Source organism: Elioraea sp. (genome assembly GCF_051860475.1).
In the GTDB taxonomy this organism is placed as follows: domain Bacteria; phylum Pseudomonadota; class Alphaproteobacteria; order Acetobacterales; family Acetobacteraceae; genus Elioraea.
On sequence record NZ_JBHYDW010000006.1, the window covers coordinates 40,169 to 63,147 of the forward strand.

At 72.0% G+C, this 22,979-nt stretch carries 24 protein-coding genes; 19 read left to right on the forward strand and 5 right to left on the reverse strand.

Translation table 11 applies throughout. The features are described from left to right. Position 1 precedes the first annotated feature (1 nt). Positions 2-784 (forward strand): FkbM family methyltransferase, encoded by a 783-nt coding sequence (locus ACTIFU_RS02340; RefSeq protein ID WP_439576673.1) that lies wholly within the window; start codon positions 2-4, stop codon positions 782-784. 35 nt (positions 785-819) lie between these two features. Further along, entirely contained in the window at positions 820-1,593 is a 774-nt protein-coding gene (locus tag ACTIFU_RS02345) for an FkbM family methyltransferase (protein ID WP_439576674.1), read from the forward strand. A gap of 93 nt (positions 1,594-1,686) precedes the next feature. Here ACTIFU_RS02345 and ACTIFU_RS02350 read toward each other — a convergent pair whose 3' ends face one another. Then, positions 1,687-2,079: a hypothetical protein gene (locus tag ACTIFU_RS02350; protein ID WP_439576675.1), complete on the reverse strand. Its 393-nt coding sequence runs from the start codon at positions 2,077-2,079 to the stop codon at positions 1,687-1,689. A gap of 13 nt (positions 2,080-2,092) precedes the next feature. Next, entirely contained in the window at positions 2,093-2,764 is a 672-nt protein-coding gene (locus ACTIFU_RS02355; protein WP_439576676.1) for a ParA family protein, read from the reverse strand. 216 nt (positions 2,765-2,980) lie between these two features. On the opposite strand from ACTIFU_RS02355, the gene ACTIFU_RS02360 reads away from it, so the two are divergent. From ACTIFU_RS02360 to ACTIFU_RS02380, 5 genes are all read left to right on the forward strand, one after another. Beyond that, the gene (locus tag ACTIFU_RS02360) at positions 2,981-3,928 is read left to right on the forward strand and encodes a recombinase family protein (protein WP_439576677.1); all 948 of its coding nucleotides are present in this window, start codon (positions 2,981-2,983) and stop codon (positions 3,926-3,928) included. Positions 3,929-3,966: 38 nt separating this feature from the next. Next, on the forward strand, positions 3,967-4,875 hold the full coding sequence (locus ACTIFU_RS02365; protein ID WP_439576678.1) for an FkbM family methyltransferase: 909 nt from the start codon (positions 3,967-3,969) through the stop codon (positions 4,873-4,875). Positions 4,876-4,993: 118 nt separating this feature from the next. Beyond that, positions 4,994-5,869, forward strand: a complete 876-nt coding sequence (locus ACTIFU_RS02370; protein WP_439576679.1) for an FkbM family methyltransferase — start codon at positions 4,994-4,996, stop codon at positions 5,867-5,869. Next, a complete protein-coding gene (locus tag ACTIFU_RS02375; RefSeq protein ID WP_439576680.1) occupies positions 5,866-7,389 on the forward strand; it encodes a lipopolysaccharide biosynthesis protein in 1,524 nt (507 codons plus the stop codon). Before ACTIFU_RS02370 ends, ACTIFU_RS02375 begins: the two co-directional genes overlap by 4 nt. 18 nt (positions 7,390-7,407) lie before the next feature. Further along, positions 7,408-8,364 (forward strand): NAD-dependent epimerase/dehydratase family protein, encoded by a 957-nt coding sequence (locus ACTIFU_RS02380; RefSeq protein WP_439576681.1) that lies wholly within the window; start codon positions 7,408-7,410, stop codon positions 8,362-8,364. 42 nt (positions 8,365-8,406) lie between these two features. On the opposite strand, the gene ACTIFU_RS02385 is transcribed toward ACTIFU_RS02380, so the two are convergent. Further along, on the reverse strand, positions 8,407-8,580 hold the full coding sequence (locus ACTIFU_RS02385) for a hypothetical protein (protein WP_439576682.1): 174 nt from the start codon (positions 8,578-8,580) through the stop codon (positions 8,407-8,409). Positions 8,581-8,839: 259 nt separating this feature from the next. Here ACTIFU_RS02385 and ACTIFU_RS02390 point away from each other — a divergent pair, with 259 nt between their 5' ends. The 7 genes from ACTIFU_RS02390 (at position 8,840) to ACTIFU_RS02420 (ending at position 14,480) form a co-directional block, all read left to right on the forward strand. Next, positions 8,840-9,307 carry a type II toxin-antitoxin system VapC family toxin gene (locus ACTIFU_RS02390; RefSeq protein ID WP_439576683.1) on the forward strand — a complete coding sequence of 156 codons (468 nt, stop codon included), beginning with the start codon at positions 8,840-8,842 and terminating at the stop codon, positions 9,305-9,307. 293 nt (positions 9,308-9,600) lie between these two features. Continuing rightward, positions 9,601-10,176 carry a PEP-CTERM sorting domain-containing protein gene (locus ACTIFU_RS02395; protein ID WP_439576684.1) on the forward strand — a complete coding sequence of 192 codons (576 nt, stop codon included), beginning with the start codon at positions 9,601-9,603 and terminating at the stop codon, positions 10,174-10,176. A gap of 723 nt (positions 10,177-10,899) precedes the next feature. Continuing rightward, positions 10,900-11,508, forward strand: a complete 609-nt coding sequence (locus ACTIFU_RS02400; RefSeq protein ID WP_439576685.1) for a PEP-CTERM sorting domain-containing protein — start codon at positions 10,900-10,902, stop codon at positions 11,506-11,508. Positions 11,509-11,629: 121 nt separating this feature from the next. After that, positions 11,630-11,938, forward strand: coding sequence for a nucleotidyltransferase family protein (locus tag ACTIFU_RS02405; RefSeq protein WP_439576686.1), 309 nt, complete (start codon positions 11,630-11,632; stop codon positions 11,936-11,938). After that, positions 11,928-12,281, forward strand: coding sequence for a HepT-like ribonuclease domain-containing protein (locus ACTIFU_RS02410; RefSeq protein ID WP_439576687.1), 354 nt, complete (start codon positions 11,928-11,930; stop codon positions 12,279-12,281). Before ACTIFU_RS02405 ends, ACTIFU_RS02410 begins: the two co-directional genes overlap by 11 nt. Positions 12,282-12,300: 19 nt before the next feature. Then, entirely contained in the window at positions 12,301-13,344 is a 1,044-nt protein-coding gene (locus tag ACTIFU_RS02415) for a GNAT family N-acetyltransferase (protein WP_439576688.1), read from the forward strand. Next, the gene (locus tag ACTIFU_RS02420) at positions 13,341-14,480 is read left to right on the forward strand and encodes a glycosyltransferase family 4 protein (protein WP_439576689.1); all 1,140 of its coding nucleotides are present in this window, start codon (positions 13,341-13,343) and stop codon (positions 14,478-14,480) included. Before ACTIFU_RS02415 ends, ACTIFU_RS02420 begins: the two co-directional genes overlap by 4 nt. A 2-nt stretch (positions 14,481-14,482) precedes the next feature. On the opposite strand, the gene ACTIFU_RS02425 is transcribed toward ACTIFU_RS02420, so the two are convergent. After that, positions 14,483-15,397 (reverse strand): hypothetical protein, encoded by a 915-nt coding sequence (locus ACTIFU_RS02425; protein ID WP_439576690.1) that lies wholly within the window; start codon positions 15,395-15,397, stop codon positions 14,483-14,485. Positions 15,398-15,432: 35 nt separating this feature from the next. On the opposite strand from ACTIFU_RS02425, the gene ACTIFU_RS02430 reads away from it, so the two are divergent. The 3 genes from ACTIFU_RS02430 to ACTIFU_RS02440 are packed head-to-tail and all read left to right on the forward strand — an operon-like array spanning position 15,433 to position 18,288. Continuing rightward, complete coding sequence (locus ACTIFU_RS02430; RefSeq protein WP_439576691.1) at positions 15,433-16,563, forward strand: glycosyltransferase; 1,131 nt, start codon at positions 15,433-15,435, stop codon at positions 16,561-16,563. Between the two features lie 9 nt (positions 16,564-16,572). Beyond that, complete coding sequence (locus ACTIFU_RS02435; protein ID WP_439576692.1) at positions 16,573-17,553, forward strand: glycosyltransferase family A protein; 981 nt, start codon at positions 16,573-16,575, stop codon at positions 17,551-17,553. Between the two features lie 9 nt (positions 17,554-17,562). Then, positions 17,563-18,288 (forward strand): YdcF family protein, encoded by a 726-nt coding sequence (locus ACTIFU_RS02440; RefSeq protein WP_439576693.1) that lies wholly within the window; start codon positions 17,563-17,565, stop codon positions 18,286-18,288. A gap of 20 nt (positions 18,289-18,308) precedes the next feature. Here the strand turns inward: ACTIFU_RS02440 and ACTIFU_RS02445 are convergent, their stop codons facing one another. Then, positions 18,309-19,241 (reverse strand): replication protein RepA, encoded by a 933-nt coding sequence (locus ACTIFU_RS02445; protein WP_439576694.1) that lies wholly within the window; start codon positions 19,239-19,241, stop codon positions 18,309-18,311. A 346-nt stretch (positions 19,242-19,587) separates the two neighbouring features. Between ACTIFU_RS02445 and ACTIFU_RS02450 the strand changes: the two genes are divergently transcribed. Together ACTIFU_RS02450 and ACTIFU_RS02455 are read left to right on the forward strand one after the other, a co-directional pair. After that, positions 19,588-20,721: a glycosyltransferase family 4 protein gene (locus ACTIFU_RS02450; RefSeq protein WP_439576695.1), complete on the forward strand. Its 1,134-nt coding sequence runs from the start codon at positions 19,588-19,590 to the stop codon at positions 20,719-20,721. A 29-nt stretch (positions 20,722-20,750) separates the two neighbouring features. Next, positions 20,751-22,979 carry a glycosyltransferase gene (locus ACTIFU_RS02455; protein ID WP_439576696.1) on the forward strand — a complete coding sequence of 743 codons (2,229 nt, stop codon included), beginning with the start codon at positions 20,751-20,753 and terminating at the stop codon, positions 22,977-22,979.

A 22,979-nucleotide genomic window follows, 5' to 3' on the forward strand; every position in this document is an offset into this window, starting at 1 on the left:
CATGCTGCCGCTGCTCTATCCCGGAGAAAGCCTCGCGAGCTTTCTTGGACGGCCGGGCCTCTACCGGCGGCTCCGCTTCCGGGTCCGGCAGGTCCTCTGGACCTGGCAGGGCAACCACGAGGAAGCCGAGTGGCATCTGCTGGACCATCTGGTCGATCCGAACCGGGCGGCGGTCGATGTCGGTGCCAATTACGGCGGCTATGCCGGCCGGCTCGCCCGGCTCGCCACGCGCGTCTACTGCTTCGAGCCCTTCCCCGAGACCGCCGAGCGGCTGGCGCTGCGGATGCCGCCCTCGGCCGTGGTCCGGCGCGCGGCCGTCTCCGACCATGCGGGGACCGCCGAGCTGCTGGTGCCAAGCAAGGCGAGCGGCGAACCGGCGGTCGCCAACGCGACCCTAGAGGCGGCCAACCCCGTCACCGCGCGCGATGACCTCCGCGCGGTCACCTGCGAGCTGGTGACGCTCGACGAGGTGGTGCCGGAGCCTGTCGGCTTCATCAAGATCGACGTCGAGGGCCACGAGCTCGCGGTGCTGCGGGGGGCCGCGGGCATCCTCGAGCGGGATCGGCCGGCGCTGCTGGTTGAGAGCGCCCCGATCCTGAACCCGGAGGCGCCTGAGCACGTGTTCCGGTTCCTGGGGGAACGCGGCTACGAGGGGCTGTTCCTGCTGCGCCAGCGACTGCACAGCATCCACGCCTTCGACAAGGCGCGCCATCAGCGCCAAGACGCGACGGGCCGGCCGATGGATCCCTACGCCTACAACTTCATCTTTCTCCCCGGCGGCTGACGCATGCGCCCTCCCGTCGGGCGACAGGCAGCGCCGTGATCCCCCGCGCCGTCCGCTGGCTCAAGCGGCGGCTCAACAGCGAGCTCGCGGCGCGCGGCTATACCCTCTCGTGGCTGCCGCCACAGGTACTGGCACGGCGTGAACACCAGCTCGCGCTCGATTTCGAGTTCCTCGCCGGGCATCTGATGCTGACGCGGCCGCGGCCGTTCTTTCTCGGCATCGGAGCGAATGACGGGGTCACCCACGACCCCCTCTACCCCTTCATCCGGGCTTTCAACTGGCCCGGCGTGATGGTCGAGCCGATCCCGGAGGCGTTCGCCGCACTCACGCGGAACTACGAGACCCTGCCGCACGTGACGCTGGTAAACGCAGCGGTGGGGCCGAGCGACGGCATGGGCACGATCTACTCGGTGGCGGCCTCGGACAAGGAGGTGGAGCGAATCTCGCTGCACTCCTCGTTCGACCGGGCGGTGCTGCTGAAGGCCCGCAGCTGGTATCCGGACATCGAGCAGCGCATCGTCGCCCGCGACGTCCCGGTGCTCTCCTTCGTGAGCGTGCTCGCGCACGCCAGGCGGCAGACGGTCGACGTCCTGAAGATCGACACCGAGGGCTACGATCTCGAGATCCTGCGGATGGTCGACCTGGCAACCCTCGCACCGAGCATCGTGATGGCCGAGCACGCCAACCTGTCGCGGGCGGACAAGGTCGCGATGGCCGAGCTGCTGCTTGGCCACGGCTACCGGGTGGCGATGACGTCACTCGATATGCTCGCCTATCGCGGCGCACGGTTCGACAAGCCGATGTCGTGAGACGCCAAGCCCCTCCGGTTCCGTCGCCCTGCTCTCGGGCCTTCCATCTTTGCGACTGACTGTCTTTCCGTGTTGCCCGCTCTCCCGCTTTCCCTATTTCCGGCTTTTGCGCTCGTCGGTGATGTCGGCATCCCGCACCTCCACTCCGGCGAGGCGCAGCGCGAACAGGATCTGGTTGCGGATCGTCACCCCGCTCTCGGCATAGCGCCGGCGCAACTGGCGCAGCACGTAGTCCGGCACCTTGGTCGAGAGCGCCACCTCCGGGGCGGTGCGGCGCGAGACGCGCGCCGGCGGCGCGAGCAGCCCGGTCGCGGTCTCGGTGTTGATCGCGCGCACCCGGCCCGCGGCAACCGCCTCGCGGATCACCTCGGGCCGCTCGAGGCTCTCGGCGACCGCGAAGCGCGGATCGTCGGGCGCCACACGCGCGCGCGTCGCGGGCTCGATCACCGGCGGCTGAAGCCCCGGTCGGCGGGTCGTCTGGCTCATCCCTCCCCTCCCCTCAGGCCGCCGCATCCGCCGGCAGCGCGGCCAGCAGCCCGAGCATCTCGTCGAAGATCGCGGCGAAGTTCTGCGCGGCGTGGCTGTCGCGATCGTGCAGCGGCGGCACCCAGTGCGCGTAGCTCATCTCCTTCCACACCGTGCGTTCGCCGAAGCTCGCGGTGAGCACGCGCGCGCCGGCGCTCTCGTAGGCTTCGCGCAGGAAGCCCTCGACGCGCGGGCGCACCGCGCCGGACGACGTGCGCACCATCAGCACGCCGCGGCCGATCGGCCGGCGCGCCACCGCCTCGGCCTCCTCGATCTGGCGCCAGGTCTCGATCCCGCCGCGGAAATCGTCCTCGCTCATCTGCGACGGCACGATCACCAGATCCGACAGCGCCATCGCCACCTGGGTGTCGTTGGTCGCCGCCCCCATCAGGTCGATCACCACGGTGTCGTGGCGCGCGGCGAGATCGCGCACCAATACGCTGACGCGTCGTTCGCCATCCGGCACGGCGACCTCGACGCCCGCAAGTTCGGGGATGCGGGCGAAGAACCGCCCGAGCGGGCGGTTCGGATCGAGATCCATCGCCGCGACCGACCGGCCGCGCGCGACGAACTCGGCCACGGTGCATTTCGCGAGCGTGGTCTTGCCGCTGCCGCCCTTCACCTGGGCGAAGGTGATGATCGCCATCCCGTCCCTCCTCCGACTCGGCCGGAAAGCCGGAAACCAGGACAGCCGGGTTTCAGTGTCTCAGGCAAGCCGGGTTTCGGGAAATCCTGAAAGCCGACAAACAAGGGCGCGGGATCGTGGCCGGCATGCCACAGGCAGACGCTGGCAGGTGGCATTCCCTTCTGAGGCGCCGTTTCAAATGGTGGTTTGATTATATGTGCCCAGATATGAAAGCGCATGAGATTGATCGGCTACGCCCGCGTCTCGACCGCGGAACAGGATCTCGCCGCACAGCGCGCAGCCCTTGAAGCCGCCGGTTGCGCGGAGATCGTCGAGGAGACCGCCTCGGGAGCCGACCCCGGGCGCCCTGCGCTCGGTCGGCTGCTGGCTCGGATCGGCCGCGGCGACACCCTGGTCGTGGCTCGGCTCGACCGGCTGGCCCGCTCGCTCGCCCACCTGCTCGCCGTGATCGCTCAACTGCAGGCGAGGGGGGTGGGGTTTCGCTCCCTGTCGGACCCGATCGACACCGCGGGACCCTCGGGCACGCTCGTGCTGCAGATCCTCGGCGCGGTCGCGGAGTTCGAGCGGGCGCTGATCCGCGAGCGCACCCGCGCCGGGCTCGCCGCAGCGCGGGCGCGGGGCAGGCGAGGGGGCAATCCGGGGTTGGTGGCGCGCGATCCCGCCGCCATCGCCCGGCTGGCCCGGGCACGCGAGGACGCCCGACTCGCCCGCGCGCTACCGGCCGCCGAGACTTGGCTCGGCCCGGTCCGATGCCTGCGTCCGACCACCCCCTGGCCGGAAGTCGCGCGGACGGTGAACGCCGGTCTGCCGCCGGGCGCCTTGACGCTCTCCGTCGCACGCCTCAAGCGCCTCGCGCGCAGCTTCGTCTGCCATGGCTTGCTCGACGCCGCCGTGCTCACGCCGGCCCGGCGCCGGGGCAGGGCAGGGGGGCGGTTCCGGGCCATCGAGCTCGCCGCCGCCGCCTACCTGCGCGGCCGCCCCGACGCCACGCTCGCCGAGCTCGGCGCTGCGCTGCTACGCCTCGGCGTGCGCCCGCCGCGCGGCGGCGCGGCCTGGGCGCCGGCCTCGCTCAAGCGGTTGCGCGACCGCGGCCGGATGGTCGGGCTGACCGGAGTGCCGCCTGCGAGTTCTCCTTTACCCGCTGGTCGTGTCCCGCGAGGATAGAGACTGTCCTGGTCCCCGGCAGTTGAGGCCCGCACTCCATGGTCAACCTGGAACGCTGGAAGCCGTCGCGCAGCCGGGCGGCCATCGAGCATCTCGCCGCCCCGGCGGTCTATCTGCTGAACCGGCCGCGCTTCGCTGGCGTCGGCCGGCTGATCTACGAGTTCGCATTGCGCTGCAACGGCATCGGCAACAACGCCACCGGCCCCTCAGGGCTTGCGCGCGGCGAGGAGCGTTTCCTGCGCCGAGCGGCTCCGGGCTTCCGCACTGGCACTGTGCTGGATGTCGGCGCCAATGCAGGGGATTATGCCCGTTACGTCCGCAGCCTCGCTCCTGAGGCGCGCATCGTCGCGTTCGAGCCTCATCCACGCACATTCGCCAGGCTCCTGCGGGCCGCCGAGACGCATCGCTTCGAGGCGATCAACGTCGCGGTCAGCGACACCGCCGGAACGGCCAGCCTCTATGATTTCCCTGATACCGACGGCTCCACCCAGGCGAGTCTCGATCCCGGTGTGATCATGCTTCATGGCGGGATGGCTCCGGTCAGCCATGAGGTGACGTGTACCACCCTGGATGCTTTCGCCGAGGAGCGGGACATCGACACCATCCATCTGCTCAAGATCGACACTGAGGGCTTCGACCTGAACGTGCTCAAGGGCGCGCGCCGGCTACTGGCCGAGGGCCGGATCGGGCTGATTCACTTCGAGTTCATCGGTTCGAACGTGGTCAGGCGGATCGCCATGCGTGACTTCTTCGACGTGCTTGAGGAAGGCGGGTATGGGATCGCGCGGATCTGTTTGAACGGGACGCTGCTGCCGCTCAGGGCCTATTCGCCAAAGTTCCACGAGATCTTCGTCCGCCACAATCTTGTTTCCTTCCCGCAGCGCTTCCCGATGACACCCGTGACAGCCGACTTCGCTGTGCGTCGCCACGAAAGCCAGACCTCATGAGCGATGCCGCGCGCACGCCGGCCCGGGTGTGACGGCTGGTAGTGCACCTCGCCCCCAGGACCGGCGACGGAGTTGCCGGTTAACCTCCGCGTGAGCCGGCTGTGGGAGTAGTCCGTCCGTGACCTCGCTCCATCCGTTCCTCTCTGTCCCGATCCGCGCGCTCTGCTGGCGGCCGCTCTGGGTACGCCACAGCCCGGCCTATGCCGAGGCCCCGCTCGCCACGCTCGGCCGCGCGCTGCGCTTCACCCTGGCCGAGCTCGGCGGGGGCGAGATCACCGCCCGCACACCGGACGGGCTGGTGCTCGCCACCATGCCGAACAACTTCAGCTCCTTCGCCATGGCGGTCGCCGGGGCGCGCGACCCGCTGATCTGGGCGTTCATCCGCCGCCGCCTGGGGCCGGGGGCGGTGGTCGTCGATGCCGGGGCGAATGTCGGCAGCTACACCCTGCCGGCCGCCCGGCTGGTCGGTCCCGCGGGCCGGGTGATCGCCTTCGAGGCGCATCCGGTGACCTTCGGCTTCCTCGCCCGCAACGTCGCCGCCAACGGGCTCGCCAACGTCACCGCGCTGAACCTCGCGCTCGGCGCGGGGCCGGGCCGGATCGCGATGGCGTTCAGCCCCGCCAATCCCGGCGAGACCCATGTCGCGACCGCCGCCGAGACGCGCACGACCGAGGTCGCGATGGTCCCGCTGGACGATGCCCTGGAAGGGCAGGGGCTCGGCGCGGTGGACTACCTCAAGATCGACGTCGAGGGGTTCGAACTGCCGGTGCTGCACGGCGCGGCGCGGACGATCGCGGCGAGCCCCGGGATCGTCATCCAGACCGAGCTCCAGCCCCAGCACGCCGGCCGCTACGGCCACCGCATCGAGGACATCGCCGCCCTGCTGCGCGGCCTCGGGCTCGACCCGCATGGGCTCCGCCCTGACGGCGGCACGGTCCGGCTGGAGGGGACGCTGCGCGGCGACGTGCTCTGGATGCGGCCCCCGGCGACGTGAGCGGCCCCCCCCCGCCGCCGGCCGCGCCCCGGCTCGGCCAACGGGTCGCGCTCGCCTCGCTCTACGCGATCCTGCAGCGGGTGATCCTGCGCGGGATCGGCCTGGTCAGCACGGTGATCCTGGCCCGGCTGCTGACGCCCGAGGATTTCGGCATCATCGGCGTCGCCGCGGTGGTCCAGACCGCCCTGGAGGGCCTCACCTCGACCGGCTTCGGGCTGGCGCTGATCCGCATGCGCGAGCCGCAGCGGGTGCACTACGACACCGCCTTCACCCTCACCGTGCTGCGCGGCCTGGTGGTCGCCGGCGGCATTGCCGGCACGTCCTGGTGGCAGGCCGGGTTCATGGGCGAGCCCCGGGTCGCGCCGGTGATGTGGGTGATGGCGCTGACGGCGCTGATGCAGTCGCTCGAGAGCATCCGGATGTTCGATCTGCAGCGCGAGCTCCGGTTCGACACGCTGCTGCGCTACCACGTGCTGCAGAAGCTGCTCGGCTTCGCGATCGTCATCCCGCTCGCGTTCTGGCTGCGCAGCTACTGGGCCCTGGTGCTGGCCGCGCCGCTCAGCCGGATCGTCATGATCCCGCTGAGCTATCGGCTCGCCCCGCACCGGCCGCGCCTCGCGCTCGGCGCCTGGCGCGAGTTCTTCCATTTCTCCAAATGGCTGTTCCTCGGCAACATCTCGGCGATCATCAACCAGCAGATGATGAACCTGGTGATCGGCCGGTTCCAGGGCATGGCGGCGGTGGGGCTCTACCAGATCGCCTACCAGATCGCCGCCCTGCCGATCAGCGAGATCGCCGCCCCGCTCGGCCAGCCGGCCTATGCCGGGTTCGCCAAGGTCCGGCACCACCCGGGCGAGCTCGTCCGCTACGTGCTGGCGGGGCTCGCGCTCCAGTGGCTGGTGATCCTGCCGCTCTCGGCCGGGATCGCGCTGACCGCGCGCGAGGTGACGCTCGTGTTCCTGGGCGACCGCTGGACCGCGCTCGTGCCGCTGATGCCGATCGTGGCGATGTTCGCGCTGTTCGACGCGCTCGCGGGGTATCTCGCCACTCTGTTCATCGTGCTGGACCGGCAGGCCCGCATGGTGCTGACCGGCTACGGCGTGATGCTGCTGCGGCTCGGATCGGTGGTCTATGCGGCCGATACGTATGGGCTGATCGGCGCGGCCTGGGCCATGCTGGGCGCCGCGTGCCTCAATGTCGCGCTGTGGCAGGCGATGGCCGGACGGCTGCTCGGCCAGCGGCCGGGCTGGATGCTCGGCGCGCTGTGGCGGCCGGCCCTCGCCGCGGCGCTGATGGCCGGGTCGGTGCTCGCCATTCCGGCCGATGCGGCCGTGCGGCTCAGCCTGCCCTGGCCGATCGCCGCCACGCTCGGGATCAAGGCCGCCGCCGGCGCGGCGGTCTATCTCACCGTCACCCTCGCGCTGTGGCAGGCCTCCGGCCGGCCCGGCCAGTCGGCCGAGTCGCATCTCGCCCGCATGGCCGGCGGCGCGCTCGCCCGGTTCACCCGCCGGACCGCCTGAGCCCAGGAGCAGCCCCCCATGCCCCTCCACCTCGTCACCGGCGGCTGCGGCTTCATCGGCTCGCACCTCGCCGCCGCGCTGATCGCCCGCGGCGACGCCGTGCGCGTGCTCGACGACCTCTCCACCGGGTCGCGCGCCAATCTCGCGCCCGGCGCCGAGCTGGTGGTGGGCGATGTCGCCGATCCGGCCACGGTGCGCGCTGCCATGGCGGGGGTGGACGGGGTGGTCCACCTCGCCGCGATCGCCTCCGTGCAGCGCTGCACCGAGGACTGGCTGGGCGCGCACCGGGTGAACCTGGGCGGCACGATCGCGGTGTTCGACGCGGCCCGGGCCGGGCGGGGCAGGGCGCCCGTGCCGGTCGTCTATGCCTCCTCGGCGGCGGTGTACGGCGAGCAGGCGCGGCTGCCGATCACCGAGGACGCGCCCTGCCGCCCGCTCTCGGCCTATGGCGCCGACAAGCTCGGCTCGGAGCTGCACGCGCGGGTCGCCGGCGCGGTGCACGGCGTGCCGACGATGGGCTTGCGCTTCTTCAACGTGTTCGGGCCGCGCCAGGACCCGCGCTCGCCCTATTCGGGGGTGATCTCGATCTTCTGCGACCGGTTCGCCCGCGGCGAAGGGGTGGAGGTCTACGGCGATGGCGGCCAGACGCGCGACTTCATCGCGGTCTCCGACATCGTCGCCGGGCTGCTGGCCGGACTGGCGGCGGCCTCGACCGACGCCCCGGTGCTGAACCTGTGCACGGGGCAGGCGACCTCGGTGCTGGAGCTCGCCCGCACGATCGCGGGGCTCTGCGGGGTGGCGCCGGCGATCGCGCACCGCGAGCCCCGCGCGGGGGAGATCCGCCACTCGGTGGGCTCGGCCGAGGCGGCGCGCGCGCTGCTGGGGCTCGGTCCGCCCAGGGGGCTCGCGGAGGGGCTGGCGGAGGTGGTGGCGTGGCTCAGGGCCGGGCGGCCGGGGCTGGCCGGGGCGGGGTAGGAGGGGCCGGAAAGCCCGAAATCGGGAAACCCGGAAAGAGGCTCAGCCGATCAGCCAGGCGATCCCGAGCCCGATCACACCCCAGAGCCCGAGCGAGACCACCGCGATCACCGCCGCCGCGGCGGGCCAGGACAGCCGTTCCGGCAGGACGGCCTCGGTCTCGGCGGGCAGGGAAGCGGCCCGCGCCGGGCGGCCTTCGGGTCCGAATCTGGTCATCGTCTGCCTCCGTCCGCATCCCTGGTCGTCGACATGGCCCGCGCTCCTGTTGCGGATCCACCACAGATCTGGTGCGAGGCGGCCGCGGCGCCAGTCACACCATCGTAAGTTGTGCCCGGCCTCTGTGGCAACGCCAAGGCGCGCAGGCAGAATGCCGTCTTCTGCGTAGCCATGATGCGGCGCGGCCCGCTGCTGGTCCGTCCCCGATCACGCTGGACGAGGCCGAGGCCGCCCTCGCGGCCTCCCGTGACCGGCCGGCGTGAGCGCGCCGGCCGGACTGCTCGACAGCACCGTCGTCATCGCCTGCCTCGCCGAGGCGCACGAGCACCACGCCCCTTCGCTCACGCTGCTGGCCGAGGGGAACCCGCGGCGCTACGCCGTCGGCGCGCACAGCTACGCCGAGGCCTATGCGACGCTGACCCGGACCGGACCGCCGGCACCGTTCCGCTTCACCGCTGCCGAGGCCTGGGCGGCGCTGCAAAGCCTGCGCGCCGTGACGGCGCTTGTCGGACTCACGCCGGCGCAGGGCTTCGATGTCGTGCGCGCCTATGCGGCGACGGACGGCATCGGCGCCCGGCTGTACGACGTCCTGATCGGACAGGTGGCGGTCGTCCATGGCATCCCGCTCCTGATCACCTGGAACACGCGCCACAGGACCGGGCTGTTCCCGGCCCTGACCGTGGCGAGCCCGGCGGAGCTTCTGGCGGACCGGCCGCGGCGGCGGTGACGGGGCCGGCGCGGGCGCGCGGGTGTAAAGTTTTCCGACGCCTTCCCCCGCCCGACCCCGCCGGGAGGCTTGCCGGCGGCGGTGGAAACCGAGGCTTTTCCTGCCTCTCCGCGGGGCCGGGGGGGGTGGGCCGAGGAACCGCGTCGGAAAACTTTACGGTCGGGGTCAGGAGCCCACCCCACCCAGCCGCTAACCCGCCGGAATCCGCCACTGGCACATGCATTGCTTCTATGCGTGGTGAGCGTGGCGCCGGGGGCGCTACCCAGGGGACACGGTTCCGAAAGGACAGGACGATGAGCAAGTTCAGGACAGCGCTTCTGGCCGGTGCGATGGTGGTGGGCCTCGGCGCGGCGGCCGATGCGGCGCCGATCACGGGCGGCATCAGCTTGGCGGGCGGGTTCACGCCCATCGACGGCTTCAGCGCTCCGACCACCCTCGCTGCCGCGACGGGCATCGACTTCGGCGCGAGCTTCGCAACCGGGGCAAGCGGTACTCTCGCCTCGTTCGGCAGTGTCAGCACCGCGGCCGGTACGCTGACCATGACGGACTTCCAGTTCGTCTCGGTGCCGCCGCCGGTCTCGCCGCTGTTCACCGCGTTCGACGGCGTCGCCACGCTGAGCTTCGACCTCAACACGGTCAGCATTATCAGCCAGAACAGTTCAACTCTGCAGCTCAGCGGGACCGGTATCCTGAGCCTGCCTGGCTTCGATCCGACACCCGGCGACTGGGTCCTCACTGCCAACTCGCTGGGGGGCACGTTCTCCTGGAGTTCGAGCACCGCCGCGGTCATCCCCGAGCCCGCCTCGCTGGCGCTGCTCGGCATGGGCCTGCTCGGCCTCGGCTTCGCCGCCCGCCGGCGCGCCGCCTGAACCTGGGCTAGCCTTCCGATCGGGGCGGCCCCGTGCCGCTCCACCAAGGCAGCGGTCCCGCAAGGGACCGCTGCTTTCGTTTGCGCGCCCCGTCGGGGCGTCGGAAAACTTTACATCCCCAGGCTTCCCTGGCGGCGGCAGGCCCGCCCGGCTTCGGATCGTGTCGGCGGATTTTACAGTCCAGTGTCACGGACGGACGGCCAGGCCCACAACCCCTTGAAATGCTGACACTGGCACGGCCATTGCTGGATCGTGACCGGCGGCGCAAGGCCGCAAGCCCGGCTCTCGGGCGTTTCCGGGGTGGTCGGGGGGCTACCCCGTGACGAGGCAGCGGTCCCGCAAGGGGCCGCTGCTTGTGTCTGGGCGCCACGCGCTTCTCCCTCTCCCGCCTGGGCGGGAGATGGTCGGGGTGAGGGTGGGAAGCGTTGCAAACGTCCGTTGGCGGGCTCTCGGCGCCAGCCCCCTCACCCAACCCTCTCTCCCGCCTGGTCGGGGAAAGGGCACATGCGATCACCCTGGCCATACCCCCAACCCCCGACAGGTTCCGCCGGCCGCGGCACACGCGGCTCGTGTGTGTCAGGAAATCTTACACGGCAGACGACTGCACGCTGGGCGTGTAGCTGAATGTCCCAGTTTTGTTGACTTGGCCCGTCATTTGCACATCGGCTCCCGTCTCCGGCTGCGGTCCACCCGCGGCCGCCACCCGACCCGACAGGAGCTCCCGTGCGCCAGATCCGATCCCTCCTTCTCGCCGGCGCGGTCCTCGCGGCCTCCGCCACCGCCGCCGTCGCCGCGCCGATCTCCGGCTCGATCGGGATGGCGTTCCAGTTCCAGGCCAAGGACGCGGCCGGCGTGAACGTGCCGTTCAGCCAGGCGGTCGGGATCGACTTCCTCGGCCTGAACGCCGGCCCGGTCAGCAGCGGCAATTCCGGCATCTTCCTGGTCACCGGCTCGACCGGCGATCTCGCCGGAATCCCGATCGCCTCGGTCGGTACGATCACGGATCTGCCGTTCGCGCCCTTCGCCCCGATCGCGGGGTTCTTCTCGGTCGGCGGGCTCTCCTTCGACCTCGCGCAGCTCTGGATCACCACCCAGACCGACAACACCCTCGGGCTGATGGGCCGCGGCACGCTGATGCTCGCCGGCTTCGACGACACCCTCGGCACCTGGGCGTTCAGCGGCAACACCGCGGGCGGCGCACTCACCGGCACCTTCAGCTGGAGCGCCGATGCCGCTCCGATCCCCGAACCCGCCGGGCTGGCCCTGTTCGGCCTCGCCCTGCTGGGGCTCGGGCTGGCGTGGCGGACGCAGCGCAGCACCGTCCACGCCTGATCGCCCCCTTCAGGGGAGGCGAGGCGGGGCCGGGCCTCGGGGGGGCGCCCGGCCCCGCTGATTCCAGGACGGGCCGCTGACCGCCCGGCCGTGCTATGGGGAATCGGAAGGAGCCACTCGGATGATTCCCGAGCTCGATCAGCACCGCGCTGAAATTGCCGAACTCTGCCGCCGCTTCGGCGTCCGTCGGCTCGATGTGGTCGGTTCGGCGGCGCGGGGGACGGATTTCGATCCCGTCCGGTCGGACGTGGATTTCCTCGTCGAGTATGTGCCCGAGGCCACCCCCTCGCTCGGCGCCTTCTTCGGCCTGCGTGACGCACTCGCCAAGCTGCTCGGCCGGCCGGTCGACCTCATCATGGCCTCCGGGCTGCGCAATCCGTTCGTACGCGCCGAGATGGAGCGCGCCCGTACCCCGCTCTATGCGGGCTGACCCGCGGGGCCTGCTGTGGGACGCGCACGATGCGGCCGAGACGGTCGCGGTGTTCATCCGCGGCCACACGCTCGCGGAGTATCGAGCGGACCGGATGTTGCGCTCCGCCGTCGAGCGCCAGTGCGAGGTGGTCGGCGAGGCCCTGAACCGCCTGGCGAAGGTCGCTCCCGACCTTGCCGCCCGCGTCCCGGGCCTCGCGCAGGCCGTCGCGTTCCGCAATCTGCTGATCCACGGCTATGCGGTGGTTGACGATGCGGTCGTCTGGCGGACCGTGCAGCAGGATCTCCCCGTGCTCTCCCGCGATCTCGCCGCCCTGCTGGCCGAGACCGGCCCCCAGGGCTAGCAGGCGGGCAACGATCGTCATGGACGATCCGCCTCCCCGCCTCGATCCCCTGCCGCGCGCCGGCCTGCCCGGCTGGGCCGAGCCGCTGCTCGACCCGCGCGCCTTCTGGTCAGGTCGGATCTGGTACGACACCACGCTCGCGCATGCCCTGCCGCTCGGCGCCGAGCCGGTCGCCGCACGCTGCGGCGCCGGCGCCGTGCCGCTGCTCCGCACCGGCGAGGCGCTCCGCAGCCTGACCACGCCCTACACCCAGGACTGGCGCCCGCTTGGTCCTCCCGGGCTCGGCGCCACCGGCTGGCAGGACGCCGGGCAGGGCTTCGGCGCCCTGCTGCGGCTCCGCCCGCCCGTGCTGCTGGAGGCGATCGATCCCGCCGGCGCCTGGCTCGCCCCCTTTCTCGCCGGGCTGCGCGGCAGCGGCATCCGGTCGGCGCGGTTCGACCATGTCGGCGTCTGGCGCGAGACCCTGCCGGAGGGGCAGGGCTGGGAGGACTACCTCGCCGGCCGCCCCTCCAGCCTGCGCCATACGGTCGAGCGCAAGGGGAAGCGGGCCGCGCGCGAAACCCGCTTCAGCCTGATCGCCGCCCCCGGTGCGGCGCTCGAGGCCGGGATCGAGGCGTTCCACGCGGTGCGTGCCGGCTCCTGGAAGCCCGCCGAACCCTTCCCGGACTTCGACGCCGCGCTGATGCGGGCCGCCGCCGCTGCCGGCGCGCTGCGACTCGGCGTGCTCACCCGAGTCGCCGACGACACGCCGCTCGCCGCGCAGTACTGGATCCTCGACCAGGGCGGGGCGCGCGCCACCGTGCCCAAGCTCTTCCACCTGGAGACCGAGCGCACGGCCTCGCCCGGCACGGTGCTCACCGCCATGATGCTGCGCCATCTCATAACGGAGGACCGGGTGCGCACGCTCGACTTCGGCCGGGGCGACGACGCCTACAAGGCGCACTGGGTCGCGGACCGGGTGCAGCTGATCGGCCTCGTTCTTGCCGATCCGCGCCACCCGGCCGGGCTGGCCGCGCTCGCGCGCCAGGCGGCGGGACGGCTGCTGCGTCGGATCCGCCGATGAGGATCCTCTACAGCCACCGCATCCAGTCGCGCGACGGCCAGGGCGTGCATCTCGACGCCCTGGTCGCCGCGCTGCGGGCGGACGGCCACGAGGTGCGCGTGGTCGGGCCGTCCGCCTACGACCAGGCGGAGCTGGGGGGCGAGAGCCGGCTCGTGCCGCTGATCCGCCGTCTGCTGCCGCGCTTCGCGGTCGAACTCCTGGAGCTCGCCTACAGCCTCCCCGCTTTCCTGAAGCTCGACCGGGCTGCACGCGAATTCACCCCGGATGCCCTCTACGAGCGCTACAACTTGTTCTACCTCGCAGGTGCGCTCGTGGCCCGTCGTCGGCGCCTGCCCTTCCTGGTCGAGGTGAACGCGCCGCTGGCCGAGGAGCGCGCGCGCTTCGGCGGCCTCGCGCTCAAGGGGCTGGCCCGCTGGTCCGAACGCTTCGTCTGGCGCCGCGCCGACCGGGTGCTTCCCGTCACCGCGGTGCTGGGCGGGCACGTGACGGCCGCCGGGGTGCCGGCCGAGCGGATCGTCGTCATCCCGAACGGCATCGACCTGGAAGACTTCCCCGAGGTGCCTGCGGCGCGCCAGTCCGGCCCGGAGGCCGAGCTGGTGCTCGGCTTCGTCGGCTTCGTGCGCGACTGGCACGGGCTCGATGCCGTGGTGCGCGGCATCGCCGCCTGGGACGGCCCGACGCGGCTGAAGCTGCGCGTGGTGGGGGAGGGGCCGGCGCGGCCTGGGCTCGAACGCCTCGCCGCAGAGTTCGGCATCGCGGATCGGGTGGAGTTCACCGGGCTCGCCAGGCGCGAGGCGATCCCCGGGCTCGTCGCCGGCTTCGACGTTGCGCTGCAGCCAGCCGTGGTGCCCTACGCCTCGCCCCTGAAGGTGTTCGAGTACATGGCCGCCGGGCGGGCGATCGTCGCGCCGGACCAGCCCAACATCCGCGAGGTGCTGGAGGACGGGCGCACCGCGATATTGTTTGACGTGAAACAGTCCGACGGGTTGTGGCAGGCGATCCGCCGCCTCGCCGCCGACCCGGCCCTGCGCGCCCGGCTCGGGCAGGCGGCGCGCGACGAGGTGATCGGCCGCGAGCGCACCTGGGCCGGCAATGCCCGGCGGGTGGCCGGGCTTGCCCGGGAGCTGGCGCGGTGAGCTCAGCGCACCTCGCCCGGCCCGACCAGCACCACGACCGCGCCGCGGATCTCGTTGCCCTCCACCAGTACCGGCGTGGCGGTGCGGTTCTCGACGAAATGGGTGCCGCGCGGCATCAGGTTCTCGAACCGGTTGCCGGTCACCCGCAGGCTGGTGGTGGGGTGGCGCACCCCCTCGGCCCCGATCATCACCGCTGTGGTCGGATTGCCGTGATCGGGGCCCTTGCGCAGCACGGTGTTGCGCAGCAGCAGGTCGCCGCCATTGGGGATGTCGACCAGGTAGCTCGCCCGATTGCCCGGCGTGTCCAGGATCGCGCTGTCCTCGATCTCGGTGGCGCGCGCGCGCGACTTCACATGGTGGCAGATCCGGGTGGCCTCGAACCGGCTGCGCCGGATCGCGACGAGCGCCCACTGCCCGGCATAGAGCCCATGGGCGCATTCGTGGATCAGCGCACCGTTGCCGACGAACACGCTGTCCTCGATCGTGAGCCGGGCCTCCGGCAGGCTGTGGTGGGTCAGGATGCCGTTCTGGTTGTCCTCGAAGCGCGACCGGACGATGCGCAGATCGCCCCCTTCGGCGCGGATGCCGGCGGCGTTGCCGCCCGCGAAGGCCGCGCCGCGGAAGGTCAGCCCGATCACCGTCACCCGCGGGGCGGCAATCACGAACAGCGCCTTCTGCGCGCAGATCGGCCCGGTGATCACGACCTCGCCACCCCCTGCCTCGATCGTCAGGTCAGGGGCACGCCAGACCGCGCAGTCGCGGTAGAGGCCGGGCGCGATCACCACCCGGTCGCCCGGCTGGGCGACGCGCGCGGCCTGGCTCGGCACGGTGAAGCGCTCGCCGGGGCCGACGCGCAGCGTCTCGGCCGCGGCCGGCGCGGTCAGCAGCAGGGCGAGCAGCAGGGCCAGACGGATCATCCGGTCGGTCCTTCGCAGCGGGGGATCGCCTGACCATGCCTGCCGCGCCTGCCCGGGGTCCAGCCCCGCCGCCGGGAACGGCACCACTGCTGCTTCACGTCTTCCCGACCTTCGCGATCGGCGGCGCCCAGGTGCGGTTCGCCGCGCTCGCCAACCGGTTCGGCGGCCGCTGGCGCCACGCCATCGTCGCGCTCGACGGCCGGGCAGACTGCGCCGAGCGGCTGGAGCCAGGGGTCGCGTTCGCCGTGCTGCCGTCGCCGGTCGGGCCGGGCGACGGCCCTCTGCGCTTCCGGCGCATCCGGGGCTTCCTGCACCGGCTCGCCCCGGCGGTCATCATCACCAGCAACTGGGGCGCGATCGAGTGGGCGGCCGCCAACCTGATCCCGCCGCGCATCCGCCACCTCCACACCGAGGACGGCTTCGGTCCAGACGAAGCCGGCGGGCAGAAGCCGCGAAGGGTGCTGTTCCGCCGGCTCGTCCTGCGCCGCTCGACCGTCGCTCTGCCCTCGCTGACACTGCTCAAGGCCGCGCGCGAGACCTGGCGGCTGCCCGGGGAGCGGCTGCACTACATCCCGAACGGGCTCGACCTCGCCCGCTTTCACCCCGAAGGTCCGCGCGCCACGCTTGCCCCGCCCGGCGACGGCCCGGTGATCGGCACGGTCGCGCGGCTGCGCGCCGAGAAGAACCTCGCCCGGCTGCTGCGCACCGCCGCGCTGCTGCACCGCGACGGGCTCGCGTTCCGCCTGGTCGTGATCGGCGACGGGCCGGAGGAGGAGGCGCTGAAGGCACTCGCGGCCGCGCTCGGCATCGGCGGGATCACCCGCTTCGCTGGCCATGTGCCTGACCCGGCCGCCGCCTACCGGGCGATGGACGTGTTCGCGCTCTCCTCCGACACCGAGCAGATGCCGTTCTCGGTGATGGAGGCGATGGCGACCGGCCTGCCGGTCGCGTCCACCGATGTCGGCGATGTTGCAGCCATGCTGGGCGCGGAGAGCCGCCCGTTCCTCGCGCCGAAGGACGACCGCGCGCTCGCCGCCGCGCTGCGGCCGCTGCTCGCGGAGGCGCCGCTGCGCCACCGGCTCGGCGCGGCCAACCGCGCCCGCGCCGAGGCCGCCTACGACCAGGAAGCCATGTTCCAGGCCTATGCGCGGTTGATCGACGGATAGGAGGGACGGGTGCTCGAGGTCGTCATCCCCGCCTACAACGCCGCCCCGTTCCTGCGCGAGACCATCGAGAGCCTCGCTGCGCAGACCCGTCCGGCCGATCTCGTCACCATCGTCGACGACCGCTCCACCGACGGCACCGGCGACCTCGCCCGCGCGCTCGTGGCCGACCTCTCGCCGCGCCTGGCGATCCGGGTGCTCGACAATGCCGGCCCGCAAGGGCCGGCCGCCGCGCGCAACACCGCCCTCCGCGCCTCCACGGCCGATGTGATCGCGCTGATGGACTCGGACGATCTGGCCGAGCCCGACCATCACCGGACCCTGCTCGACCTGATCGAAACCGCGCCCGACATCGTGCTCGGCTTCGGCAACAGCCTGGTGTTTCGGGGAGTGGAGGTGCTGATCCCGGACATGCACGCCAAGAGCGGGATCAGCGGGTTTCCCGCCGAGGAGCTCGGCCCGGACCGGCTTACCCTGGGTGAGCGCATGTTCGAGGTCATGCTCGGCGCGGGCATGTTCTCCACCTCGGCCTGCGCGTTCCGCCGCGAGGCCGCGCGCGAGGCCGGGCTGTTCGACGAGACGCTGCGCTACAGCGAGGACACCGACCTGTTCCTGCGCCTGACCCTGCTCGGCCGTTTCGCCTTCGCCCGGGCGATCATCACGCGCAAGCGGGTGCACGGGACCAACCTGGTCGGCCACAGCAAGCTGCATTTCTGCCGTGGCACGGCGCTCGCGCTGTCGCGGCTGGCCGACCGTGCCGCGGCCGGGGATCCGGTTGCGCGCCACCTCTCCGCACCGCGCCGGGCCGCGCTCGCCGAGGGGCTGCGGCGGGCGATGTATGGCTGGCTCTACGCGGCCTCCTGGGAAACCCCGCGCGTCTATCGCGAGGCGGCCGCTGCCGCGCGCCACGCGGGCCTGGGCCGGATGGCGCGCGATCCCAAGCATCTCGCCCGGCTGCTGATCGCCCCGGTGTGGCGGCCCGAGACCCGCTGAGCCCGGCCAATGTCGCTCCAGGCGCTCGCGACCACGCTGCTGCTGCCCCCGGTCGGGCTGCTGCTCGGCGCGCTCGTGCTGCTCGCCTGGCGCGGCCGCATTGCCCGGTTGCTGACCGCGCTGCTGCTGCTCGCCGCCCTTGGGGTCTCGACGCCGTATGCCGCCGGCACGCTGCGGCTTTCGCTGGAGCGGCTGCTGCCCGAGGCGACGGTGGACGGCGCCGGCGCCATCGTGGTGCTGAGCGGCGACATCGCCCATACGCGCGACGGGATCGAACTCGGCCCGCTGACGCTCGAGCGGATGCGCACAGGTGCCGAGCTGCACCGCCTCACCCGACTGCCCCTGCTGGTGACCGGCGGAACGCTGTCGCGCCGCCACACGGTGCCGGTCGCGGAGCTGATGCGCGCGGCCTATGCCGACGAGTTCGGCATCGCCGTCCGCTGGGTCGAGCCGGAGGCACGCGACACCCGCGACAACGCCGAGCTGAGCGCCGCGCTGCTGCGCGCGGCCGGGATCAACCGGGCCTACGTGGTCACCCATGGCTGGCACCTGCCGCGCGCGCTCGCTTCCTTCGCGCGGACCGGCGTCGCGCCCGTGCCTGCGCCGGTGCGGCTTGGCCCGGTGCCGGACGGCAGCCCGGCCGACTGGGTGCCAAGCCCGCGCGCCGCGCTGGAAAGCTGGTATTTCCTGCGCGAGTGGGCCGGCATCCTGGTCTATCGCCTGCGCGACGGATGAGGCGTCAGTAGAGTCCCAACTCAGACCAGGCCGAGCCGGCGCGCCTCCTGGCGCGGCACCGCTGGCGGGGAGGGGATCAGCAGGATGCCGTCGCGGTCGGGCTCCACCTTGGCTTCCGGATAGACCGCGAGCGCCAGTTTCAGCGCCTCGAGAAAGGTCGGCTTGAGCTGGCGGGCAAAGCGGAAGCCCGCGCCGAACTGGCCGTGGATCGCGCTCCAGCTGACCGCCGTGGGCTTGGCGAGCGCGTGCAGCCGGTAGGCGAGCCAGATATAGACGTCGATCGCCAGGCTGCGGTTGCTGATCGCCTTGATCGCCTCCTCGCGCACGGGCACCGGATGGTCACGCAAGGACCGCCAGAACCCCTCGTCGAGCCGTACCTTGTCCTGCCAGAGTGAGGGCTGGTCCGCGTCGTCGATCACCCCGGCGAAGCTGATCGCGTCCTGCACGAAGGCGCCGTTGTGGCGCGCCTCGGCGCCGTTCTCGCGGGCGAAGAAGAAGGTCAGCCGGCAGGCCGAGATGCGCCGCGCCTGCTCGGTGACCAACTGGTAGGTGCGCCCGCCGGTGGTGAGCGACATCCGCCCCATCCAGGCTTTCATCGACCGGCCGAGCTCGACCTCGGGCGAGCCCGTCCGCACCGCCTCGGTCTGGAGGTAGAGCAGGATCAGCCGGGCGAAGGAGCCGTAGGGCACGCCGACGAACTGGCCCTTGCGGTCGCGCCCCGACTCAACGAGCAGCGTGGTGCGGTGGCCGTCGCGCCGCCACAGCACCTCCTCGACGCGCTTGTGCGGCAGCGAGGTCATGGCGAACCCGGCATGGGTGATGCCGAGGCGGTTCTCCTCCTCGGCCATCACTGTTGCCGCGGCATCGATCGCCTGACGGTCGGCCTTGCTGGCGGCGAGCGCGCGGGCCCCATCCAGGCCATGCTCGCGGATCAGCCGATGCACATCACCCATGGCGGCGGATAACGCCCCAGCTCGTTCCCTGAATGCAAGGGGGACTCTACTGACACAGCCTAATAGCAAGGTATTAGAAGGGTATTATTAGAGTCGTCAGTAGAGTCCCCTGGATAACCCCGAGTCGTGTCAGCAGGGTCCCAACCCGCGTCAGGAGAGTCCCCGGGATATTTCGGTAGCCTTGTGGATAACTCGGCGGACACAGGGCGTCAGTAGAGTCCCAACCGCATGCCTGCGCCCCCGAGTCGCCGCATGGCCGCCGTTCCTCACCCGTGGCAGTCTCCGCTCGCCGCGGCGGTGCCGCTCCCCGCCGGCATCAGCCGGCCGCGGCTCCGATGAGGCCCGCATGAGGATCGCGATCGTCGGCCCGTTCTTCTGGCCGCAGCTGGAAGGCGTGGAGAAGGTGATGCTGAACCACGCCCGCCACCTCGCCCGGCGCGGCCACGAGGTGCATGTGGTGGCGAGCGCGCTGCAGTTCCCCAAGGGCGAATTCGTCGGCCTGCCCGAGCGCGAGCAGCACGAGGGCTTCACCATCCACCGCATGCGCGTGCTGATGCGGGCCCCCAACTGGCGCTTCTTCTATCTCGCCAATGGCGGGGTCGTGATCCGCGGCATCGGCGCGACGCTGCGGCGGATCGATCCGGAAATCCTGCACGCACACCAGATCGCCGCCCCGGCCTGGGCCTTCGCGGCGGCGTGGTATGCGCGCACCCGCCGGCGGAGGTTCTTCTACTCCCCACATCACCACCCGGATGCGGTGCTCGACCGGTGGTTCCGCAACCTGCTGCTGCACGGGCTCAACCGGCTGCCGCTCTCGATCGCGCGCCGGGTGTTCCACCTGACCGCCAACGACTACGAGCCCTTTGCACGCGAATACCCCTATGTCCCCCGCGCGCGCTTCGCGGTGCTGCCGAACGGGGTCGATCCGGCGCCGCTTGTGCATGTCCCGCCGGCGCCCGGCTCGCTCCGGCTGCTGTTCGTCGGCCGGGTCGATGACCGGCGCAAGGGCTTCGACCTCTTGCGCCGCGCCTTCGCCGAGACCCGCCGGCCGGGCTGGGTGCTGACCGTGATCGGCCGCGTCTCGGATGCCACCCGGGAGGCGCTCGCCGCCGAGTTCGGCCCGGCGGTGCGCGTGCTCGGTCCGGTGGACGAGCGGGCGCTCGAGCGCGAATACGCCGCCTGCGACCTGTTCGTCATGCCCTCGCGCTACGAGGGTTTCGGCATGCCGTACATCGAGGCAATGCGTTACGGTGCAGCGGTGATCGGCACGGCGGTCGGCGGCGTGCCCGAGGTGGTGCCGCCGGGGACCGGGGTGCTGGTCGCGGTCGATGACGGCGCCGGGCTCGCCGCGGCCCTCGCCCGGCTGGGCAACGACCCGGACGAACGGGCACGGCTGGGCGAGGCCGGGCGGGCCTGGGCGGCGCGGTTCCACTGGGACCGCATCGTCGACATGCTGGAGGCGGAGTACGCCGCAGCATGACCGGCGATGCGGCGGGGGGGAGGGGGCACGTGCGTGTCCTGCACATCTACCGGCGCTTCCACCCGGACTACACCGGCGACGGGATCTATTTCACCCGGCTGATCCCGCTGATCGCCGAGCACGCGGTGGACGGCGAGGTGCTGGTGCACGAGACCGACCCGGGCGAGGGGCCGGCGACGGTGCAGCACCGCGGCGTCACCGTGCACTACCTCGCCAGGACCTATGGCCGGGTCTCGGCGCTCAACCTCGCCCGCTGGCTGATCCGCAACATCTGGCGCTTCCAGCTCATCCACCTCCATTCGCATGTCGACCGCACCTTCCTCACCTACGCGCTCGCGCGCGCCTGCGGCCGCCGCGTGCTGTTCTCCTGCACGCTCGACGACAGCCCGAGCCAGCTGCTTGAGCAGTACCGCCCGCGCTACCGGCGCCTCGTGCGCGCGCTGATGCGCACGATCGACCGGTTCGTGGTGATCAGCCCGCAGCTCCTGCGCCGGTCGCTCGAGATCGTGCCGCGCCCGCGCACCTGGTTCGTCCCCCAGGGCGGGGTGCTGGAGGCGGCCGAGCACAACGCGGAGGACCGCGCGCGGCTGCGCGCCGAGCTCGGCTTCAGCCCGGACGACGTGGTGCTGCTGAATGTCGGCTCGCTCTCGCGGCGCAAGAACATCGCCTGGCTGATCGACGCGCTCGCGCTGATCCCCGATCCCGCGGTGCGGCTGGTGGTGGTCGGGCCCGCGCTCGAGCCCGACTACACCGCCGAGCTCGAGCAGAAGATCTGCACCCACGGGCTTGGTGGCCGGGTCGTGCTGGCCGGGTTCCAGGACCGCACCGACGCCTTCTACGCCGCGGCGGACGCCTTCGTGTTCGCCTCGACCGCGGAAGGCTTCCCGAACGTCTATGTCGAGGCGATGGCGCACGGGCTGCCGATCATCACCCGGTTCCTGCCGGGGCTCACCGACTTCATCATCTCGCACGGCGAGAATGGCTTCCTCGCCCACCAGCCCGGCCAGTTCGTCGAGGCGGTGCTGGCGCTGCGCGACACGCCGGGGCTTGCCCGGCGGCTGGGCGCGGCCAGCCGGCGCTTCGCCGAGCGGAATCTCGACCTCAGCCGGATCGCCGGCGCCTATGCCATGCTCTACCGCGCGCCGCGCGGGCCCGGGCCGGACGCCTCGGCCGCCTTCCCGGACCTCAGGCCGCGCTTCACCCGCGATCTCGCCCAGGGTCCGGCGGCGATCGGACTCGCGGAGTTCGACACGCCCGCGGACTGGCCGCCGATGCTGCAGGTGGTGATCGACACCGAGGCCGCCTTCGAGTGGGACAAGGGCACCTACACCGACACCGGCAAGGTCGCGCCGACCCGCGGGCTTCAGGTCAATCTCGACGTGTTCCGCCGCTACGGCGTGCTGCCCTGCCTGGTGGTCGACACCCCGGTGGCGAGCCAGGAGGAGAGTGCGGGGATCATCCGCGGGCTCGCCGCCGAGGGCTGTGAGATCGGCGTCCATCTCCATCCCTGGAGCGCGCCGCCGGTGGTCGAGCCGAAGGACGACTGGCACTCCTTCTCGGGCAATCTCGGGCCGTGGCTCGAACGCACCAAGCTCGAGGCGCTGACCCGCCAGGTGACGGCCCTGCTCGGCGCGCGCCCGCGCATCTTCAAGGCCGGGCGGTACGGGCTCAGCGCCGACACGGTCGAGCTGCTCGAGACGCTCGGCTTCGAGATCGATCTCAGCGTCTGCCCGTTCTACGACTACGCGCCGATGGGCGGGCCCGACTTCCGCCGCTTCACCGCCCGGCCCGGCTGGCTCGGCGCGAACCGGCGCATCCTGTCGCTGCCGACCACGGCCGGGCCGATCGGCTGGCTCGCCGGGCAGGCCGGCACGCTCGGCGCGCTCGCGCGGAGTCCGCTCGGCCGGCTGCTGCCGATCAGCCGTCTGGCCGCGCGCGCCAATGCGGTCTATCCGCTCAGGCTCTCGCCCGAGGGCAGCAGCTTCGCGCAGATGCGCGAGCTCACCGAGCGGCGGCTGCACCAGGGCCTGCGCGTGTTCACGCTGACCCTGCACAGCCCGACCCTGATGCCGGGCAACACCCCCTATACCCGCACCGAGGCCGAGCTCGCCGGGCTGCTGGACACGATCGACCGCTATCTCGGCTTCTTCCGCGACACGCTCGGCGGCCGTTTTACCACGCCGTCGGAGCTGCACGCGCGGCTGAGCGCCTTCGCCGGCCGCGCGCCCGCCCCTCCGGTTGCGGCGGCGGCGGACTGA

Bases quoted from the DNA above. Each gene is read 5' to 3' on its own strand.
- ACTIFU_RS02415 (WP_439576688.1), top strand. From the start codon at position 12,301: ATGGACGATCCGCCTCCCCGCCTCGATCCCCTGCCGCGCGCCGGCCTG.
- ACTIFU_RS02360 (WP_439576677.1), top strand. From the start codon at position 2,981: ATGAGATTGATCGGCTACGCCCGCGTCTCGACCGCGGAACAGGATCTC.
- ACTIFU_RS02440 (WP_439576693.1), top strand. From the start codon at position 17,563: ATGTCGCTCCAGGCGCTCGCGACCACGCTGCTGCTGCCCCCGGTCGGG.
- ACTIFU_RS02405 (WP_439576686.1), top strand. From the start codon at position 11,630: ATGATTCCCGAGCTCGATCAGCACCGCGCTGAAATTGCCGAACTCTGC.
- ACTIFU_RS02450 (WP_439576695.1), top strand. From the start codon at position 19,588: ATGAGGATCGCGATCGTCGGCCCGTTCTTCTGGCCGCAGCTGGAAGGC.
- ACTIFU_RS02355 (WP_439576676.1), bottom strand. From the start codon at position 2,764: ATGGCGATCATCACCTTCGCCCAGGTGAAGGGCGGCAGCGGCAAGACC.
- ACTIFU_RS02385 (WP_439576682.1), bottom strand. From the start codon at position 8,580: ATGACCAGATTCGGACCCGAAGGCCGCCCGGCGCGGGCCGCTTCCCTG.
- ACTIFU_RS02365 (WP_439576678.1), top strand. From the start codon at position 3,967: ATGGTCAACCTGGAACGCTGGAAGCCGTCGCGCAGCCGGGCGGCCATC.
- ACTIFU_RS02430 (WP_439576691.1), top strand. From the start codon at position 15,433: ATGCCTGCCGCGCCTGCCCGGGGTCCAGCCCCGCCGCCGGGAACGGCA.
- ACTIFU_RS02350 (WP_439576675.1), bottom strand. From the start codon at position 2,079: ATGAGCCAGACGACCCGCCGACCGGGGCTTCAGCCGCCGGTGATCGAG.
- ACTIFU_RS02410 (WP_439576687.1), top strand. From the start codon at position 11,928: ATGCGGGCTGACCCGCGGGGCCTGCTGTGGGACGCGCACGATGCGGCC.
- ACTIFU_RS02340 (WP_439576673.1), top strand. From the start codon at position 2: ATGCTGCCGCTGCTCTATCCCGGAGAAAGCCTCGCGAGCTTTCTTGGA.
- ACTIFU_RS02380 (WP_439576681.1), top strand. From the start codon at position 7,408: ATGCCCCTCCACCTCGTCACCGGCGGCTGCGGCTTCATCGGCTCGCAC.
- ACTIFU_RS02395 (WP_439576684.1), top strand. From the start codon at position 9,601: ATGAGCAAGTTCAGGACAGCGCTTCTGGCCGGTGCGATGGTGGTGGGC.
- ACTIFU_RS02445 (WP_439576694.1), bottom strand. From the start codon at position 19,241: ATGGGTGATGTGCATCGGCTGATCCGCGAGCATGGCCTGGATGGGGCC.
- ACTIFU_RS02420 (WP_439576689.1), top strand. From the start codon at position 13,341: ATGAGGATCCTCTACAGCCACCGCATCCAGTCGCGCGACGGCCAGGGC.
- ACTIFU_RS02425 (WP_439576690.1), bottom strand. From the start codon at position 15,397: ATGATCCGTCTGGCCCTGCTGCTCGCCCTGCTGCTGACCGCGCCGGCC.